This window comes from Faecalibacterium sp. AM43-5AT (genome assembly GCF_003603345.1).
Taxonomy (GTDB): Bacteria; Bacillota; Clostridia; order Oscillospirales; family Ruminococcaceae; genus Faecalibacterium; species Faecalibacterium taiwanense.
In genome coordinates this window covers 199,293-215,259 of sequence record NZ_QVGZ01000003.1, presented here as the reverse complement: position 1 = coordinate 215,259, position 15,967 = coordinate 199,293, and the positions used below count along the sequence as shown (strand labels likewise).

The 15,967-nt window shown below is 55.4% G+C and carries 13 protein-coding genes, 3 tRNA genes and 1 pseudogene; 10 read left to right on the top strand and 7 right to left on the bottom strand.

The genetic code is table 11. The features are described 5' to 3' along the window. The first annotated feature begins 220 nt into the window (after window positions 1–220). The 5 genes and pseudogenes from DW937_RS06240 (at window position 221) to DW937_RS06220 (ending at window position 4,197) form a co-directional block, all read left to right on the top strand. Window positions 221–296 (top strand) — tRNA-Val (locus DW937_RS06240). 437 nt (window positions 297–733) lie between these two features. After that, a complete protein-coding gene (locus DW937_RS06235; RefSeq protein WP_117505945.1) occupies window positions 734–1,315 on the top strand; it encodes a helix-turn-helix transcriptional regulator in 582 nt (193 codons plus the stop codon). 48 nt (window positions 1,316–1,363) lie between these two features. After that, window positions 1,364–1,573, top strand: coding sequence for an AtpZ/AtpI family protein (locus DW937_RS06230; RefSeq protein ID WP_117477165.1), 210 nt, complete (start codon window positions 1,364–1,366; stop codon window positions 1,571–1,573). A gap of 286 nt (window positions 1,574–1,859) precedes the next feature. Next, window positions 1,860–3,326: pseudogene (locus tag DW937_RS06225) on the top strand (recombinase family protein); the annotation flags it as partial. A gap of 487 nt (window positions 3,327–3,813) precedes the next feature. Beyond that, complete coding sequence (locus tag DW937_RS06220; RefSeq protein WP_097776957.1) at window positions 3,814–4,197, top strand: hypothetical protein; 384 nt, start codon at window positions 3,814–3,816, stop codon at window positions 4,195–4,197. Window positions 4,198–4,461: 264 nt separating this feature from the next. On the opposite strand, the gene DW937_RS06215 is transcribed toward DW937_RS06220, so the two are convergent. Both DW937_RS06215 and DW937_RS06210 read right to left on the bottom strand, forming a co-directional pair. Beyond that, complete coding sequence (locus tag DW937_RS06215; protein ID WP_120120441.1) at window positions 4,462–6,033, bottom strand: lipase; 1,572 nt, start codon at window positions 6,031–6,033, stop codon at window positions 4,462–4,464. Between the two features lie 152 nt (window positions 6,034–6,185). Further along, window positions 6,186–7,067 carry a LysR family transcriptional regulator gene (locus DW937_RS06210; protein WP_005943485.1) on the bottom strand — a complete coding sequence of 294 codons (882 nt, stop codon included), beginning with the start codon at window positions 7,065–7,067 and terminating at the stop codon, window positions 6,186–6,188. Between the two features lie 250 nt (window positions 7,068–7,317). On the opposite strand from DW937_RS06210, the gene DW937_RS06205 reads away from it, so the two are divergent. Further along, window positions 7,318–8,073 carry a TraX family protein gene (locus DW937_RS06205; RefSeq protein WP_120120440.1) on the top strand — a complete coding sequence of 252 codons (756 nt, stop codon included), beginning with the start codon at window positions 7,318–7,320 and terminating at the stop codon, window positions 8,071–8,073. Between the two features lie 47 nt (window positions 8,074–8,120). Here DW937_RS06205 and DW937_RS06200 read toward each other — a convergent pair whose 3' ends face one another. The 3 genes from DW937_RS06200 to DW937_RS06190 form a co-directional block, all read right to left on the bottom strand. After that, window positions 8,121–9,050, bottom strand: coding sequence for an AEC family transporter (locus DW937_RS06200; RefSeq protein WP_120120439.1), 930 nt, complete (start codon window positions 9,048–9,050; stop codon window positions 8,121–8,123). Between the two features lie 87 nt (window positions 9,051–9,137). Beyond that, a tRNA-Ser gene (locus DW937_RS06195) sits at window positions 9,138–9,231 on the bottom strand. Window positions 9,232–9,265: 34 nt separating this feature from the next. Next, window positions 9,266–9,353: transfer RNA gene (locus DW937_RS06190), tRNA-Ser, on the bottom strand. A 221-nt stretch (window positions 9,354–9,574) separates the two neighbouring features. Between DW937_RS06190 and DW937_RS06185 the strand changes: the two genes are divergently transcribed. The 4 genes from DW937_RS06185 (at window position 9,575) to DW937_RS06170 (ending at window position 13,179) form a co-directional block, all read left to right on the top strand. After that, a complete protein-coding gene (locus DW937_RS06185) occupies window positions 9,575–10,207 on the top strand; it encodes an XRE family transcriptional regulator (RefSeq protein WP_005943491.1) in 633 nt (210 codons plus the stop codon). Between the two features lie 226 nt (window positions 10,208–10,433). After that, on the top strand, window positions 10,434–11,792 hold the full coding sequence (locus DW937_RS06180; protein WP_044953876.1) for a putative DNA modification/repair radical SAM protein: 1,359 nt from the start codon (window positions 10,434–10,436) through the stop codon (window positions 11,790–11,792). After that, complete coding sequence (locus tag DW937_RS06175; protein ID WP_120120438.1) at window positions 11,771–12,574, top strand: TIGR03915 family putative DNA repair protein; 804 nt, start codon at window positions 11,771–11,773, stop codon at window positions 12,572–12,574. Before DW937_RS06180 ends, DW937_RS06175 begins: the two co-directional genes overlap by 22 nt. A 128-nt stretch (window positions 12,575–12,702) precedes the next feature. Further along, a complete protein-coding gene (locus DW937_RS06170) occupies window positions 12,703–13,179 on the top strand; it encodes a peptidylprolyl isomerase (RefSeq protein WP_005943496.1) in 477 nt (158 codons plus the stop codon). 380 nt (window positions 13,180–13,559) lie between these two features. Here the strand turns inward: DW937_RS06170 and DW937_RS06165 are convergent, their stop codons facing one another. Continuing rightward, window positions 13,560–14,966: an FAD-dependent protein gene (locus DW937_RS06165; protein ID WP_118527713.1), complete on the bottom strand. Its 1,407-nt coding sequence runs from the start codon at window positions 14,964–14,966 to the stop codon at window positions 13,560–13,562. Between the two features lie 263 nt (window positions 14,967–15,229). Further along, the gene (locus tag DW937_RS06160) at window positions 15,230–15,937 is read right to left on the bottom strand and encodes a DUF308 domain-containing protein (RefSeq protein WP_005943498.1); all 708 of its coding nucleotides are present in this window, start codon (window positions 15,935–15,937) and stop codon (window positions 15,230–15,232) included. Window positions 15,938–15,967 lie beyond the last annotated feature (30 nt).

Below are 15,967 nucleotides of genomic sequence, written 5' to 3'. Positions count from 1 at the left end.
TTCCGATACTATTCCTATTATAACTTTATTATTATATCACAACAAAACAGTGTGAGCAACAGAAAACCTTTCGCATGCCGCCGCCAAATGTGCGCTGGCGCGTAAAAAGGGCAGTCAGCGCCCCTGCCTTTAAAAAAGTTTTACAATTTTTGAAAAAGCACTTGCTTTTTGGCAGAAGGTATGGTAATATAATCAAGCTGATTTCGGCAAAACAGAATATGGACGGTTAGCTCAGCTGGTAGAGCATCTGCTTGACGTGCAGGAGGTCACAGGTTCGAGTCCTGTACCGTCCACCATACAGTTCGTACTCGAACCCGATTCTTTACGAAAAAGGGTTCGGGTACGTTTTTTGTTTACAGAAGGTTCTGCGAAAGGACTACTCGGAACAGTAAACGAGCAAAGGCAGGGTATCACCATGACGGTGGTATCCTGCCTTTTGCTTTGCGGAATCAAGTTCGCTTTGTGCGAACTTGATCGTCCCCCTATATGGCGCGTTTGGGGGTAATCGCTGCGTACGTCCGTACATGGCCGGTACGCACGTACGCAGAAAAAAGGGAAAGTTCTGACATATAGGGGTGTTCTTTCAGCTGGTAGTATGGTATACTCGGCTCAACAAATCGGAAGTTAACGGTATGTAAAAGACCTTTGACACACGGAAAACACAGATGTCAATGTCCTTTGATTGCGAAAATACAATCTTTTGATTAGTATGAGTATGCAAGGAGGTGAAGAGATGGAACTCGGAAAGCAAATAAAAAAATATCGCCAAGAGTTACAACTGTCTCAAGAGGAGTTAGCCGATCATGTTTATGTTTCAAGGCAAACAATCTCAAATTGGGAAAATGACAAAAGCTATCCAGATGTAACCAGCTTGGTATTACTGAGTGAAATCTTTCAAATCTCACTTGATAAACTAATCAAAGGAGATATTGATACTATGAAAGAAGTAATCAAACAAGAGGAAATCAAAAAACTCAATCACTATGGCGCAATCTATACGGTTTTTCTCGTTATTGCTGTTATTTCGGCAGCTCCGTTATTTTACATTGGTAATAAATGGGCATTGATCCTTTGGTGTGTCATTGCTTTAGCTGCCATGTATTTTGCAGCAAAGGTTGAACGAATAAAAAAGGACAATGATGTTCAAACATATAAAGAAATCGTAGCATTTTGTGAAGGTAAAAGGCTGGATGAAATCCAGAGCGCCAGAGAATACGGCAAACGTCCTTATCAAAAGGTTTTATGGTTTATCGGAAGTGCTGCAGTAGGAGCAATCGTTAGTTATGTATTGAGTCTTTTGCTGCAATCATTTTGATAACGACACTCAATAAATCTTATAATTTGGAAAGGAATGTATAGCTATATGAAAAATAAAAAAGATGATAAGCCTCACTATTTACCGACTTTTATGAGCATAGGAATTTCTATCGGTGCGGCTATTGGTGTAGTAACCAACAATATTCCACTCTATATGCTTGTCGGTTTAGCGCTTGGTGTAGGCATAGGGTCTGCTCTCGATGGTCAAAATCGAAATAGGGAAAGTGATGAATCTCAAAAGGATAACGAAGAATAATCAACCAACTAAATTCCCGTTTGTCGTAACCTCAGAAGCAGGGTTTGGGGCAGGTACGCCCCAACAAGAACACTTCAAAAACGCGGGAGCGTCGCAGAAGTGCAGTCCCGGAAGGGCACAACATTTTCAAGAATTGAAAATTTGTGGCCACGGGACGATTCTTGCTCTCCCCTTTTTCGCTGCGTTTCGTAATTTTCACATTTCAATCTGCTCGCAGATTGTTGACAAGCTGCGCTTGACCCGATACTATAAAGGCAAGTCGAATACACGCCAAGGAGGTGCAACCATGACCGCCGTGATCTACGCCCGCTATTCATCTGACAGCCAGCGAGAAGCGTCCATTGAAGGACAACTGCGCGACTGCAAGGACTACGCCGAGAAGAACGGTATTACAGTGGTCGGCACCTACATCGACCGTGCCTACTCTGCCAAGACGGATGACCGTCCAGACTTCCAGAGGATGATCAAGGACAGCGCGAAGAAAATCTTCGATGTGGTTCTGGTCTGGAAGCTCGACCGCTTTGCCCGGAATCGGTTCGATGCCGTGAACTACAAGTACCAGCTGGAAAAGAACGGTGTCCATCTGGTGTCTGCCATGGAACCCATCTCGCAGGGGCCTGAAGGCATTATGGTGGAGAGTATGCTGATTGGCATGGCGGAATACTATTCCGCCGAACTCGCCCTGAAAGTGGCGCGCGGTGAGCGCGAAAACGCCCTCCAGTGCAAGTACAACGGCGGTGTGGTGCCGCTGGGCTTCACCATTGGCAAGGAGGACAGGCTGTACCATATCGACCCGGAGACGGCTCCCATCGTGCAAGAAATCTTCACCCGGTATGCCGACGGCGAACCGGCTGAGAAGATTGCGGCATCCCTGAACGAGCGCGGCCTGCGTACCCGCACCGGAAAGCCGTTCGTGAAGAACAGCTTCTTCCAGATCTTCCGCAACCGCCGCTACATCGGCGAATACCGCTACAAGGACATCGTGACGCCAGGCGGCATTCCGGCCATCGTGGACGAGGACTTGTTCAACCGGGTGCAGCAACGTTTCGAGCAGAACAAGATTGCCCACGGTCGCCCCGCAAAAGAGGATGTGAGCTATCTGCTGACCACCAAGCTGTTCTGCGGCAAGTGCGGCACCCTGATGGGCGGCGAAAGCGGCACAAGCCACATGGGAAACACCTACTATTACTACAAGTGCGGCAAAGCCAAACGCCACGGCAAGGCGCACTGCGATCTGAAAGCCATCCGCAAAGAGCCGCTGGAACGGTTCGTGGTGGACACTGCCATTAAGGTGATCTTCAGCGATGAAATTACCGAACGGCTGATAGATTTGGTCATGGAAGCCCAGCAGCAGGAGAACACCCGGCTGCCTGTTCTGAAAGAGCAGCTCCGGGATACGGAGAAACGGCTCGCAAACCTTCTGGAAGCCATTGAACAGGGCATCCTGACCTCGACCACCAAGCAGCGGTTGGACGAGCTGGAAGCCCGGAAAGAAGCCCTGAACACCAGCATTCTGGAAGAAGAGCTGAAAAAGCCCGTCCTGACCCGTGAGTGGATTCGGTTCTGGCTTGAAAAATTCCGCAAGGGTGACGTGGGCAGCACGGAACACCAGCGGCAGATCATTGATACCTTTGTCAACTCGGTCTACGTCTTTGATGACCGGGTCGTACTCAATTTCAACTTCACGGATGATGCCAAAACGGTCACCCGTGAGGAAGTGTTGGGTTCGAGTGCTGTGGACAATGCTCCACCACGAGTCCCCAGACCAAAAGGTCTGGGGACTTTTTTCGTGGTGGACGGTACAGAACTCGAACAGCACGGCACCGCCGCAGGCGGGACAGCAAACACCCCAGTGGGGTGTTTGTTAGTGCGCGGTTCCCAACGGCTAGGAATGTCTACCAAGAAAGGTGTCGCCCGACCATTCGGTCTGGGAATGTGGTGGGCGGTACAGAACTCGAACAGCAATAAACAAAGGCAGGGTATCACCATAGCGGTGTTGCCCTGCCTTTTGTTTTGCATCCCCCTATATTGTGCGTTTCGGGTCAATCGCTGCGTACGTCCGTACATGGTCGGTACGCACGTACGCAGGAAAAAGGGCAAGTTCTGATATATAACAGTAGTCTTTTATTGTGTAATATGATATACTCACGTCAACATAACAATTGTGAATGAGCGCAATTTCAAATGGACATCAATCGTATTTTAAGTGAACGAGCTATCTAAAAAAGGAGGCATTTGCTATGAAAAAAGCATCGAACATTTGGGTTCGCAGAGGTCTTTTGCTTCACCGTTTGCATGGACAGGAATTAGCATTAGCTCTCCTATTAAAGCAAAAACCGATGTCTGCTCCACAAATTTGCTCGTCCCTTTTGGAAAAAGAAATACGCTTTGACCGCAAGAAGATTGGAAAACTTTTGGCAGACCTTGAATGGTGGGGAGTTGTCTCTAACGATAGTGGTGTATATAGCTGCCAATGCGCTGTGCTGGATAACTGTCAAGAGCGCTATAACGAGAGCCAGTTGATCGATTTGATTGGGTTGACTCAAAACACTGTGAACGGCCAATCTTTTTATAGTTCTATGCCTCCGATGAGCGTCAGTTCTCGTGGACCCAGTGGTGCATAATCATGTAATTTCCAAATAGTAAGAAGCAGGGTTTGTGGCTCCGCACGCCCCAACAAGACCGCGTTTGCGAAGCAACGAACGCCCCAGCGGGGCGTTTGAGTGGCAGCCCGGTCTTGCGCCGGAAAATTATAAAAACCCGGAACCTTCTCAGGGCCAAAATGGCTCAAAAAGGGTTCCGGGTTTCTGATTTTGCGCTATTCCTTTGTGCAAGCTGCTATCGCATTTTTATTTTGCAACAGCCCCTCTTTTTTATTTCCGGAGGTTTTATTTTCGGGTATAGGCTTCCATGCCGTGCTCGGCGGGGTCGTAATATTCCATCAGGGTGATGTAGTTTTCCGGGTAGTGGCAAAATGCCGCACGCAGAACGCTGTCTGCCGGGCTGTTCACGCTCATCAGGCTGAGGATGTAGTACACCAGCAGCTTCAGCACATCGCTCTCCACCTCGTAGCACAGACCCACCGCCAGCACCGGCACCACCACCTGCTGCGCCCGCAGCGGCACGATGGCCCCCACCTGCTCCAGAATGGGTCGACTCATGGCCGAAGCCGTCATCACGCAGCGCAGCACCTTCGTCCACGACATTTTGCGGATGTTCTCCATGCTGCGCAGCCGTTCCGTCACAGCTTCATCGTCCAGGATCACGCCCTCGGCTACCTCTTTCTCCGAGAGGGTAAAGGCACACTGCAGCATATCCATAAAGGCAGCTTCATATTTTTCGTGGTAATTTGCAGCGCTTTTGCAGAACGCCAGAGCCGCCGCGACCACCGAATCCACATCTTCCTTTGTCGCCAGCTGGTCGAACCGCAGCGGCACGCCGCCCATCCGGCTCTCGATGATGCTCAGATCATCCAGCTCGTTCTGGTACGCCGTGGAGGGCAGAAAGCGGTCGTTTCCGTTGCGGTGGTAGCCCCACTCTTCCGGCATCACGCGGGCCACGATGTCGCCGCTGGAAATGATGTTGAAGATATTGCTTACATCCCAATCCGTTTTCAGTCCGCCGTCTGCAGTGTGGTCGTTGTCGTAGTCCGCCTGCAGATCCGGGCGATCCGCTGCCGTCAGTGCCGCCGGTGCGGCAAAGGTGTAAACAAAGGTATTTTCCTGCGCGATCTGCGGCAGCTGCTGCCGGATGCGCGCCGCCGTCAGGTTTGCCACAGCCGCGCCGCGGCTGTAGCCGCCCAGCCAGAGCTTGATGGTGCCCAGCGTTCCCGCTGCAGCCTCGGCTTTTTTCAGGTAGTCCTGCAGATCCTCAAAAAAATGCTCTGCTGCTGTCACAAAGCCATAGTGCCCGCCGCCTTCGCCCACATGCAGGTTGCTGGCCCACTCGGCACCATAGCCGACACCGCGCAGCATGGCAGCAATAATGGTGGTGCGCTGGCCATCCTGTACCAGTGTTTTCTGCGCAAAAGCACAGCCCGCAGTATCCACCGGGGTGTTCAGACTGCACTGGTAGCCCACATAGACCGCATTGGCAAAGCCAAGCTTCTGGTAGGCATCCGCAATGCTGTCCTCACGGCCCGCTTCACCCTCCACCCAGTAAAGCGCATCGCTCTTGTAGGTGCTGCCGCTTGCCGCCACAAGGCCCAGCGTTGCCAGTGCCAGCTTGTGGCTGTACTGCAGCGCCGTGTTCTCAAAAAAGGCATCTGTATAATAAAAATCGTGGGAGAGATCTGTTTCGCTGTGGTCGCTGCGGAAGGCAAAGGAGTAGTAATCCTCCGGCACCGCGCTGCCCACCACAGCCTGCGGCAGCAAAGCCTCTGCCGCCGCGTGCGGGGCCAGCACGCCTGCCACGGCAGCTGCTGCCGCCTTGCAAAAGGCACGTCGTTTTATGGTCTTCATCTTTCTGCTCCAATCAAGGCTTCTGCATAAAACCAGTCTGTTTTTCTAAGTATAGCGGATTTTGCACGCTGATACAATCGCTCTTTTTTAATAAAAAACAGCCCATGCTCCACACACAGACTGTTTTATGGTATAGTATAAGGGTGTCCGGCTCACCTCAGCTCGATCTGTCTGCAGTAGTCCACGATGTGGTGGAACATCTGTTCCACTGCTGGGGCCATTGCGGCGGGGCGCTGCACAGCCAGGCCCACCACACGGTCTTCCTCTGGCTCGATGGGATAGATCTTGATCGCAGCCTTGCAGTCGCGCAGCAGCATCTGCGGCATGATGGAAATGCCCAGACCTGCTTCCACCATGGCGATGTTGGACTGGTCGTCGATGACATGGCAGCGGCGCTCGGTGCCGATCTTATATTTTTTCAGGAACTGGCGCATCTCAGCATCGGTGGCATCGCACTGCACAACGAAGCTTTGGCCGTTCATCAGGGCGGGAGTCATCACGCCGTTTTCCGGTTCGGGCCAGTCCTGCGGCACGATGCACAGCAGCGGCTCGCGGAACAGCTCGGTGAGGTTGAACTCTTCACGGCAGGTGGAGGAAAGGAACGCGATATCCACCTGACCGGTTCGCAGCCATTCCTTTACATCATCGTAGGTGCCCTGATACACCTCGATCTCGATCTGCGGGTAGTGGGTCATAAAGCTTTTGAGCAGGCCCGGCAGCAGCGAAGCACACACCGAGTTGAATACGCCCAGCTTCACCTTGCCCTTTTCCAGGCCGTTCAGGCGGGCGATGCTCTGCTTGAGGGCCTCGTCGCTGTTGAGCACATCGCGAATAGAGGGGTACAGGGATGCGCCGTAGCTGGTCATGGATACGCCGTTCTTGCCGCGGTTGAACAGAGCAAAGCCCAGCTCCTCCTCCATTACGGCAATGGCGTGACTGATGGCCGATGGGGTCAGGTGCAGCTGCTGTGCCGCCTTGTTGAAGCTGCCCTGCCGGGCCACGGCATCAAAGATCTCGTAGGAAAAAAGCGTCATGCCCAAAGCCTCCTTCCGTCTTTACTGGTTCGGAGACGCCCGATTCTCTGTGAATCTTTTTCATCTTTCATTTGAGATAGTTCAATTATATTCTTGATTGTACTATCCCGCGCCTTTTCTGTCAAGCATTTTGCCCGATTTATGCGCTTTTCCGGCGTATTTTGTCAAAGATGACGCAGGAGCCTGCCAGCCTGCGCCGTATCATTAAAAAGCACAAAAAGTAGATTTTTTATCAAGTGAGGGATTCCTTATGACCAAGACTGCCAAAGCCCCTGTCCGCTGTGGACTCAGCGGCACAGCGCTCAAATACATCGCCTGCATCACCATGCTCATTGATCACATCGGCGCTTCCTGCATCGAAACCGGCATCCTGCTGCCGGCCCTCGCCGCCGGTGCTGCCAGCTGCGGCGGCATCCCGGTCAGCACCCTGCTGGCTGCAGACCGTGTGCTGCGGTATATCGGGCGGCTGGCCTTTCCCATCTTCTGCTTTCTGGCCGTGGAGGGCTTTCTGCACACCCACGATGTAAAAAAATACGTCCGGCGGCTTCTGCTGTTCGGGCTTGTCAGCGAGGTGCCTTTTGACCTTGCCTTTTTCCGCACACCGTTCGCCCCGCAGCACCAGAATGTTTACTGGACGCTGGCGCTGGGCGTGCTGGCTATGGCAGGGCTCAAGCGCTTTGAAAAGGAAAACGGCCTGCCCGGCTGGCAGGGGCTTGTGTGGGCGGGCGGCTGCGCCGCGCTGGCGCTGGCTGCCAACACCGACTACCACGCCATCGGCGTGCTCATCATCTGCACCCTGTACCTGACCCGCGCAGACCGCAAGCGGCAGTGCCTTGCAGGTGCGCTGCTATTTTTGTTCGAGCTGACCGCGCCGCTGGCCTTTGTGCTGGTCTGGTTCTACAACGGGCAGCGCGGCGCGTGCAGTCCGCTGCAGAAAAAAGCCTTTTACTGGTTCTACCCGGTGCACCTGCTGGTGCTAGCAGGTATCACGAACCTTATGCTATAACAGCAGAAAGCCCGCCGTCCAAAGACAGCGGGCTTTTTTACAGCTTCTCACATCGGGAACATAACGCCCGTCAGCAGCAGTATGGCAGGCACTGTGACCAGCATACACACGGTGGAGTGGGCCACCGCCTGACTGGCAAGGGTCGCTTCGGTGCCGGTCTGCTTGGCCAGCACAGCGGCAAGGCTGCCGGCCGGGCAGCAGGCGATGATGGACAGGCCGGTGCGCAGCACATTGTCCAGCGGCAGCAGCCACAGCAGCAGCATGAACAGCAGCGGGAACAGGATGCCGCGCAGCAGGGTGACCCGGTACAGGAAACCGGTGTGCAGCAGCGCACGGATGTCGCTGTCTGCCAGCAGCACACCTACGATCATAAGGGCCAGCGGGGTGGTGCAGCCGCCCACCGCACTGCAGAACTGCTGCACCGGTGCGGGCAGCCGCCAGCCGGTGGCCAGCAGCACCAGCATAGCCACTGTGGCAATGTTGGTGGGGGTGATGAAGGTCTTGAGCCGGATCTTCTCGCCGGGGCGGAACAGGCACACCACATAGGTAAAGAACCATACATTATAAGAGGCCATGGCCATGCCTGCAAACACAGTGCCGCGCGCGGTGCCCAGCAGGGCGCTGCACAGCGGCAGGCCGATGAAGCCGCAGTTGGGCATAGCCGCCGTGCCCACCAGCACCGCATACTTGCCCGGCGTGTCGTGGTGCAGCCAACTGCTCAACCGGCACAGGCCGGTGGTCACCACAAACAGTGCCAGCAGCAGCACGAACAGCACCCCTGCCTGAGTGAGCAGCTCCGGCTCACCGTCCACGGCTGCACCAGCCAGCATGGTACAGGGCAGCAGAAGCTTCATGATAAAATCCGACAAAAACTTGCTGTCACGATCCTTGATAATGCCGCTGCGTGCACCTACATAGCCCAGCAGCACTTCCAGAAAGATCACCGTAATCTGACCCGCCAAAACGCCAAACGCCATTGGTTCCTCCTTTTTGTTCCGCAAGCCGCATTTTTCCTTTACAAAGGAAAAAGCCCATTGATTTCAACGAATCAACGAGCTTTTTCTTGGCGGAGTAGGAGGGATTTGAACCCTCGCGCCGTTGTTTAGACGACCTACGCCCTTAGCAGGGGCGCCTCTTCGACCTCTTGAGTACTACTCCAGAGCAAAGTGTGTTACACTTATTCAATAAAAAATGGCGGAGAGAGTGGGATTCGAACCCACGGTACGTTGCCGTACGGCAGTTTTCAAGACTGCTTCCTTAAACCACTCGGACATCTCTCCTTGTGGACATCCGCCTTACGCCGTGTCGAATGCCTATTTAATTTACCAGATTTGCACGCCGGTGTCAAGCCTTTGGCGCAATTTTTTTCTTTCAGCCCTTAAAAACAAAATTTACCACAACCTTTTTGGGTCTCGGCCTGTTTCAGGTCTTTACAAGTACACCTTTTTGTTGTATAATAAACACAAGAAAATTTCCTCGCGGTGTAAAGGAGAAATATACCATGTCGTTTTCAGAACTTTTGAAGCAGTGCCGCAAAAAGCAGGGCATCAGCCAGGCTGAGCTGGCTTCCAAACTGGGCGTGACACAGCAGGCTGTCGGCAAATGGGAAAGCGGCAAGTCCTCTCCCGATCCGTCTACCGTGGCCCGCATTGCCGAGCTTTTGAACACCACAGCAGATTATCTGCTGGGCCTGTACCGCCCGGTAAGCAATGTTTCCGCCCCGGAAGAGCGGTTCTTTGGCAGCTATTCTGAAAGCCTGATCCCGGTGATCGGCACGGTAAAGGCCGGTTACGGTGCCCTCGCCTTTGAGGAGGACTACGGTCAGGAGTATGCCCGTGTGAAGGACCCCTCCAACTATTTTTATCTGGTGGTGCGCGGCGACAGCATGGAGCCCCGCATTCAGGACGGCGACCTTGCCCTTGTGCACAAGCAGGACACACTGGAAAACGGCGACCTTGGCGTGCTGATCTACGGCGATGAGGGCGAGGGCACCCTGAAGCGCTATATCCAGCGCGGCAACTGCGTGGTGCTGCAGCCCTTCAACCCGGCCTACAGCGAAATGGTCATCAAGGGTGAGGACCTGAACCATCTGCACATCGCCGGCCGCGTGGTGGAGACCAAGGCGAAGTGGTAATAACTCCTTCTGTCTGCTCACGCTGCTCGCAGCCACCTCCCTCATGGAGGGAGGCCTTGGCAAAACCGGAAACTTTCCCGTACTGCCAAAGGCTCCTCCTCCGGGGGAGCTGGCACGGCGGCAGCCGTGACTGAAGGAATTCGGCACAAATTGATGTAAAGCCATCTGCATTTTGCGCATGGCTTTATTTTTTGACCCTTTTTCCCACTTTGGAGGTGTATTCTGCATGGAACAGACCCTGATGGACAAGCTTACCATTCTGGCCGACAGCGCCAAATATGATGTTGCCTGCACCTCCAGCGGCGCATCCCGCACCGCGCGGGCAGGCATTCTTGGCAGCTGCTATGCGCCGGGCTGCTGCCACGCCTTTACCGCTGATGGCCGCTGTGTAAGCCTTTTAAAGGTGCTCATGACCAACTGCTGTGCCTTCGACTGCAGCTATTGCGTCAACCGCAAGTCCAACGATATCCCCCGTGCCACCTTCACGCCCCGGGAGCTGGCCGAGCTGACCGTGGAGTTTTACCGCCGCAACTACATTGAAGGGTTGTTCCTTTCCAGCGCGGTGCTGGGCACGCCGGACTACACCACCGAACGGATGCTGGCCGCCCTGCGGCTGCTGCGGGGCGAATACCGCTTTGGGGGCTACATCCACGCCAAAGCCATCCCCGGCACAAGCCCGGAACTGCTGCAGCAGCTGGGATATCTGGCCGACCGCCTGAGCGTGAATGTGGAGCTGCCCAGTGAGCAGAGCCTGAACCTGCTGGCCCCGGACAAAGGGCGGCACTCCATTTTCCGGCCCATGAAGCAGATCGCAGTTTCCGGCGCGCAGAGCAAACAGGAGCTGACCGTCTACCGCCATGCGCCAAAGTTCGCACCCGCCGGGCAGAGCACCCAGATGATCGTAGGTGCTTCGCCGGAGACAGACTACCACATTTTAAAGCTCACTGAGGGCATGTACCAGAAGTACAGTCTGAAACGGGTGTTCTACTCCGCCTACATCCCGGTAGCCGAGGACACCCGCCTGCCTGCGCTGGACACCAAACCCCCGCTTTTGCGGGAGCACCGGCTGTATCAGGCTGACTGGCTGCTGCGGTTTTACCAGTTCAAGGCAGACGAAATTCTGGATGAAGCCAACCAGAGCTTCAATCCCTACCTCGACCCAAAATGCAACTGGGCCGTGCAGCACTACGGGCTTTTTCCGGTAGATGTGAACCGCGCGCCCTTTGAAATGCTGCTGCGTGTGCCGGGCATCGGCCCCAAAAGCGCCCGGCGCATCTGGCACGCGCGCAAGCTTTCCAGCCTTGGGCTGGACGAGCTGAAGCGCATGGGCGTGGTGCTCAAGCGGGCACAGTACTTTATCACCTGCAAGGGTTTTGCGGGTGCGCACCCGGGCCGCGGCACCGCCGGGCGGGAGCGCATCACGCAGGCGCTCATCGACCCCAACGTGTTCGGCGGCAGCTGCGAACAGCTCAGTCTGTTCACGCCGCCTGCGGTGGACGATCTGATCACGCAGGGCGTGGCACCGCGCGCAGCCATGCGCATGGTGCGGGAGGAGGCAGTGCAATGTCTGGCGAAGGCGCTGTAAATGTTCAAGTTCAGAAAGCCCGCAAGCTCCACGATGCGGATGTGGTGTACCTCTACGACAGCAGCTTTGAAGGCTTTCTGTGCTGCGTGTTCGAGAGCTTTGCCCAGCACGAGATTCCCTTTGCGGTGTGGACGCCCCAGCGGGAAACTTCCACCCTGTACCCGGTCAAGGACATCCCCACCGACCACGCCAAGGCTCAGCGGGTGTTTGCCAGCTTTGGCAGAAAGCTTGGCCCCGAGACAGAGTACCTCGTCAGCCGGGATTTCCTCTCCGGGCGGGAGGACAAAGAGCTGCTGCTCATCCGCTTTCTGCATCTGGCCTTCGCCCTCGGCCCCGGCACCGTGAAGCGCACCGGCCACCCGGACGTGGCCCCGCTGTATGAGATGAAGAAAAGCCTTGACTGGGAAGTGGACAAGTTTCAGGGCTTCGTCCGCTTCGAGGAGCACGACGGGATGCTGGGGGCGGTGATCCACCCCAAAAACTACATCCTGCCGCTGCTGCGGCCCCACTTTTGCGGGCGCTTCCCGGAAGAGAACTTTATGATCTACGATGCGGTGCATCAGGCTGTGCTGCTGCAGGAGGACCACAAGGCCCGGCTGATGGAGCTGGCCGCGCCGCTGGAGCTGCCGCCGCCCAGCGAGCGGGAGCAGCAGTTTCAGGCATTGTGGAAGCAGTTCTACCAGACGCTGGAGATCAAGGCTCGCCACAACGAAAAATGCCGCATGACCCACTGCCCCAAGCGCTTTTGGGCCGATATGGTGGAGATGAAAGATGAATTTTAACAAAAACGTTGCATCTGCGGCGTTGCAACCCCCAAAACCTATGGTATACTATAAGAGATATCCGGCAGGCTTTCTGCCGAACACTCCCGCACTGCTGCGGGGCAACACAAAAGGAGTATTGTAGCGTTATGGTTCGCATTACTATGGAAGACGGCGGCATCATCGATATCGAGCTGAACGAAGAAGCCGCTCCTATCACCTGTGAGAATTTCAAGAAGCTGGTCAGCGAGGGCTTTTACAATGGCCTGACCTTCCACCGCGTGATCCCCGGCTTTATGATCCAGGGCGGCTGCCCGCTGGGCAACGGCACCGGCGGCCCCGGCTGGAACATCAAGGGCGAGTTTGCTGCAAACGGCGTGAACAATCCGCTCAAGCACACCCGCGGCGTGATCAGCATGGCACGCGCCATGAACCCCAACAGCGCCGGCAGCCAGTTCTTCATCATGCATCAGGATGCACCTCATCTGGATGGCCAGTACGCTGCCTTTGGCAAGGTGGTTGCAGGCATGGATGTTGTGGATAAGATCGCAGCTGTCCGCACCGACTGGAACGATAAGCCCACCACCCCGGTCAAGATGAAGACTGTGGAGCTCATTGAGGGCTGATCCTCCTCAAAAATCCACCTTGCTTCTCTTGACTTTTGCGCGTAGCTGCATATAATAGAGCTAGGCAATGTGACGAAGCCTGAACGTGGATGCCACGCAAAAAACAAAGCCCCCCGGTACTAGCACTACCGAGGGGCTCTTTTTAGTGCTTACTGCCCTTGCCGATCAAACTGTCAAGCCACTTGCACAGATAGTAGGCTACTACTTGTGCTCCGACAGTCTGAATGAATGTGACGAATCCATTCATGGGTGCCACCTCCTTTCCGCGCTTGGGGGACATGGAGAAGGGCCGCAGAGACAGTATAGCACAAAAAGCGACAGCGTGCAATTTTGACACACTGTCGCTTTTCTTTTATTTATATTTACGATGCTGCCGTTTTTTAGCAGCCTTCCTTTTCGGCCAGCTTGCGGCCCATGAGCACGCCCATGACCGAAGCCATCATCAGGCCGCGGGTCCAGCCGGAGGAGTCGCCCAGACAGTGCAGGCCCTTGATGTTGGTGTCAAGGTTCTCGTCCATCTTCACCTTATTGGAGTAGAACTTCAGCTCCGGGCTGTACAGCAGGGTCTCGTTGGCGGCAAAGCCGGGCACCACCATATCCAGCATCTTGATGAACTCAATGATGTTGGTCATGGCGCGGTAGGGCATGGCGGCGGTAATGTCGCCTGCCACGGCATCCTTCAGGGTGGGCTTCACGTTGGACTGGGCCAGCTCCTTCTGCCATGTGCGCTTGCCGTCCAGGATGTCGCCGTAGCGCTGCACCATGATGTGGCCTGCGCCCAGCATGTTGGTCAGCTCGCCCACCTTCTGTGCGTAGGCAATGGGCTGGTTGAACGGCTCGGTAAAGTTGTGGGAGACCAGAATCGCAAGGTTGGTGTTCTCGCTCTTTTTCTCCTTGAAGCTGTGGCCGTTGACCACGGCAAGGTCGTTGTCGTAGTTTTCCTGCGCCACAAAGCCGCCGGGGTTCTGGCAGAAGGTGCGCACCTTGTTCTTCCAGGGCTTGGGATAGCCGATGAGCTTGGACTCATACAGCACCTTGTTCACCTTTTCCATGACCTCGTTGCGGCACTCCACGCGCACACCGATGTCCACGGTACCGGGCTTGTGGGCAATGTGGTGCTCGGCGCAGATCTTTTCCAGCCAGTCTGCACCGCGGCGGCCGGTGCCAATGACCACGGTATCCGCATACACAGGCCGGACCTGATCGCCGTCCTTCAGCAGCACGCCCTTGCACTCCTCATTCTCAAGAATGATGTTCTCGCACTCGGTATTGAACAGCATCTCCACGCCGTTGTCGGCCAGATAGTTCTGGATGGCCAGATACAGCTGCTGCGCCTTTTCTGTGCCCAGATGGCGGATCGGGCAGTCCACCAGCTTCAGGCCGGCATGGATGGCGTTCTTGCGGATCTCCTTGATCTCCTCGCCGGTGTAGATGCCCTCCACATGGGGGTCTGCGCCGAACTCAAGATAGATCTTGTCGGTGTAGTCGATAAGCTCCTGTGCAAACTCCTCTCCGATCAGGGTGGGCAGGTCGCCGCCCACCTCATAGGAGAGGCTCAGCTTGCCATCCGAGAAGGCACCTGCACCGGAAAAGCCGGTGGTGATGGCGCAGGTGGGGCGGCAGTTGACGCAGTGGCCCACTTCGGCTTTGGGGCAGTGGCGCTTTTCCACGGGCTTGCCCTTTTCCACCAGCAGCATCTTCTTTTTGCTGCCGTGGCGCAGCAGCTCTACAGCGGTAAAAATGCCAGCCGGGCCGGCACCGACAATGATCAGATCATACTTTTCCATTTCTCTTTTTCCTTTATATGATTTTTATTTGCTCAAGCTTGGCTCAAGCTTGCATGATAAGACTGACGGCCTCACCCTCTCCGTCACGGCTTACGCCGTTCCACACTCCCCCTTTTGTCGCTACGCGACATCTTCCCCCGGCGCGGGGGAAGTCTTTCCTCAAAGGGAGAGGCCTTGGCAAAGAGATGAACCTTGCGTGGACTGCCAAGGGCTCCCACTTTGGGGGAGCTGGCGAGCAGAGCGAGACTGAGAGGGCAAGCCCGTTAATCTTTCTCGTTCTCCTGTTCCACGGTGGCGCTCTCGTCCACCTCATCCAGTTCCACGGCGCTGGCCTCGGCATCGGTGCGGGTCACATCCGGGGCGACCACGCCGTCGCCGTTCAGGTCTTCACCGGTCAGGGACTCCAGCATGGACTGAGTCTCCGGGTGCAGTTTGGCAAAACGGCGCACGGCCAGCACCGTGTACAGGGCGCTGAGCAGGTTGATGGAACCCTCCACGATCAGGATGATGCCAATGGCCATGACCAGCGTTTCCATGGTGCCGAAGGGGTTCAGGATCATGATAACGCCCAGCACCACGCTGAGCACCGGCAGCAGCAGAAAGCTCTTCCAGCTGGAATAGCCGCAGCGGCGCAGGTCCAGTGCGTTCTGCACACGACTGATGCTGTCAAAGATCACGAACAGGCCGAACACGATGGGCAGGATACTCACCACGATGTCGCTGCGCAGGATCAGGAACGCACCCAATGCCAGACAGATGATGCCGGAGATCAGGGTGAGCTGGCTCTGGAACACACCGCGTTCCACCACAAAATAGCGGATGAGCTGCACCGCCGCGCAGGCCAGCACCACAGCGCCCAGCGCATAGCACACGATGTTCAGGGCCGTGGTGGGCTTCATGAGCAGAAAAACGCCCAGACCCAGATACAGCGCACTCATGAGCACCAGATTCCATTTGAGCTTTTTTACCATAGAGATCACGTTCCTTTCCTTTGCAGGGAC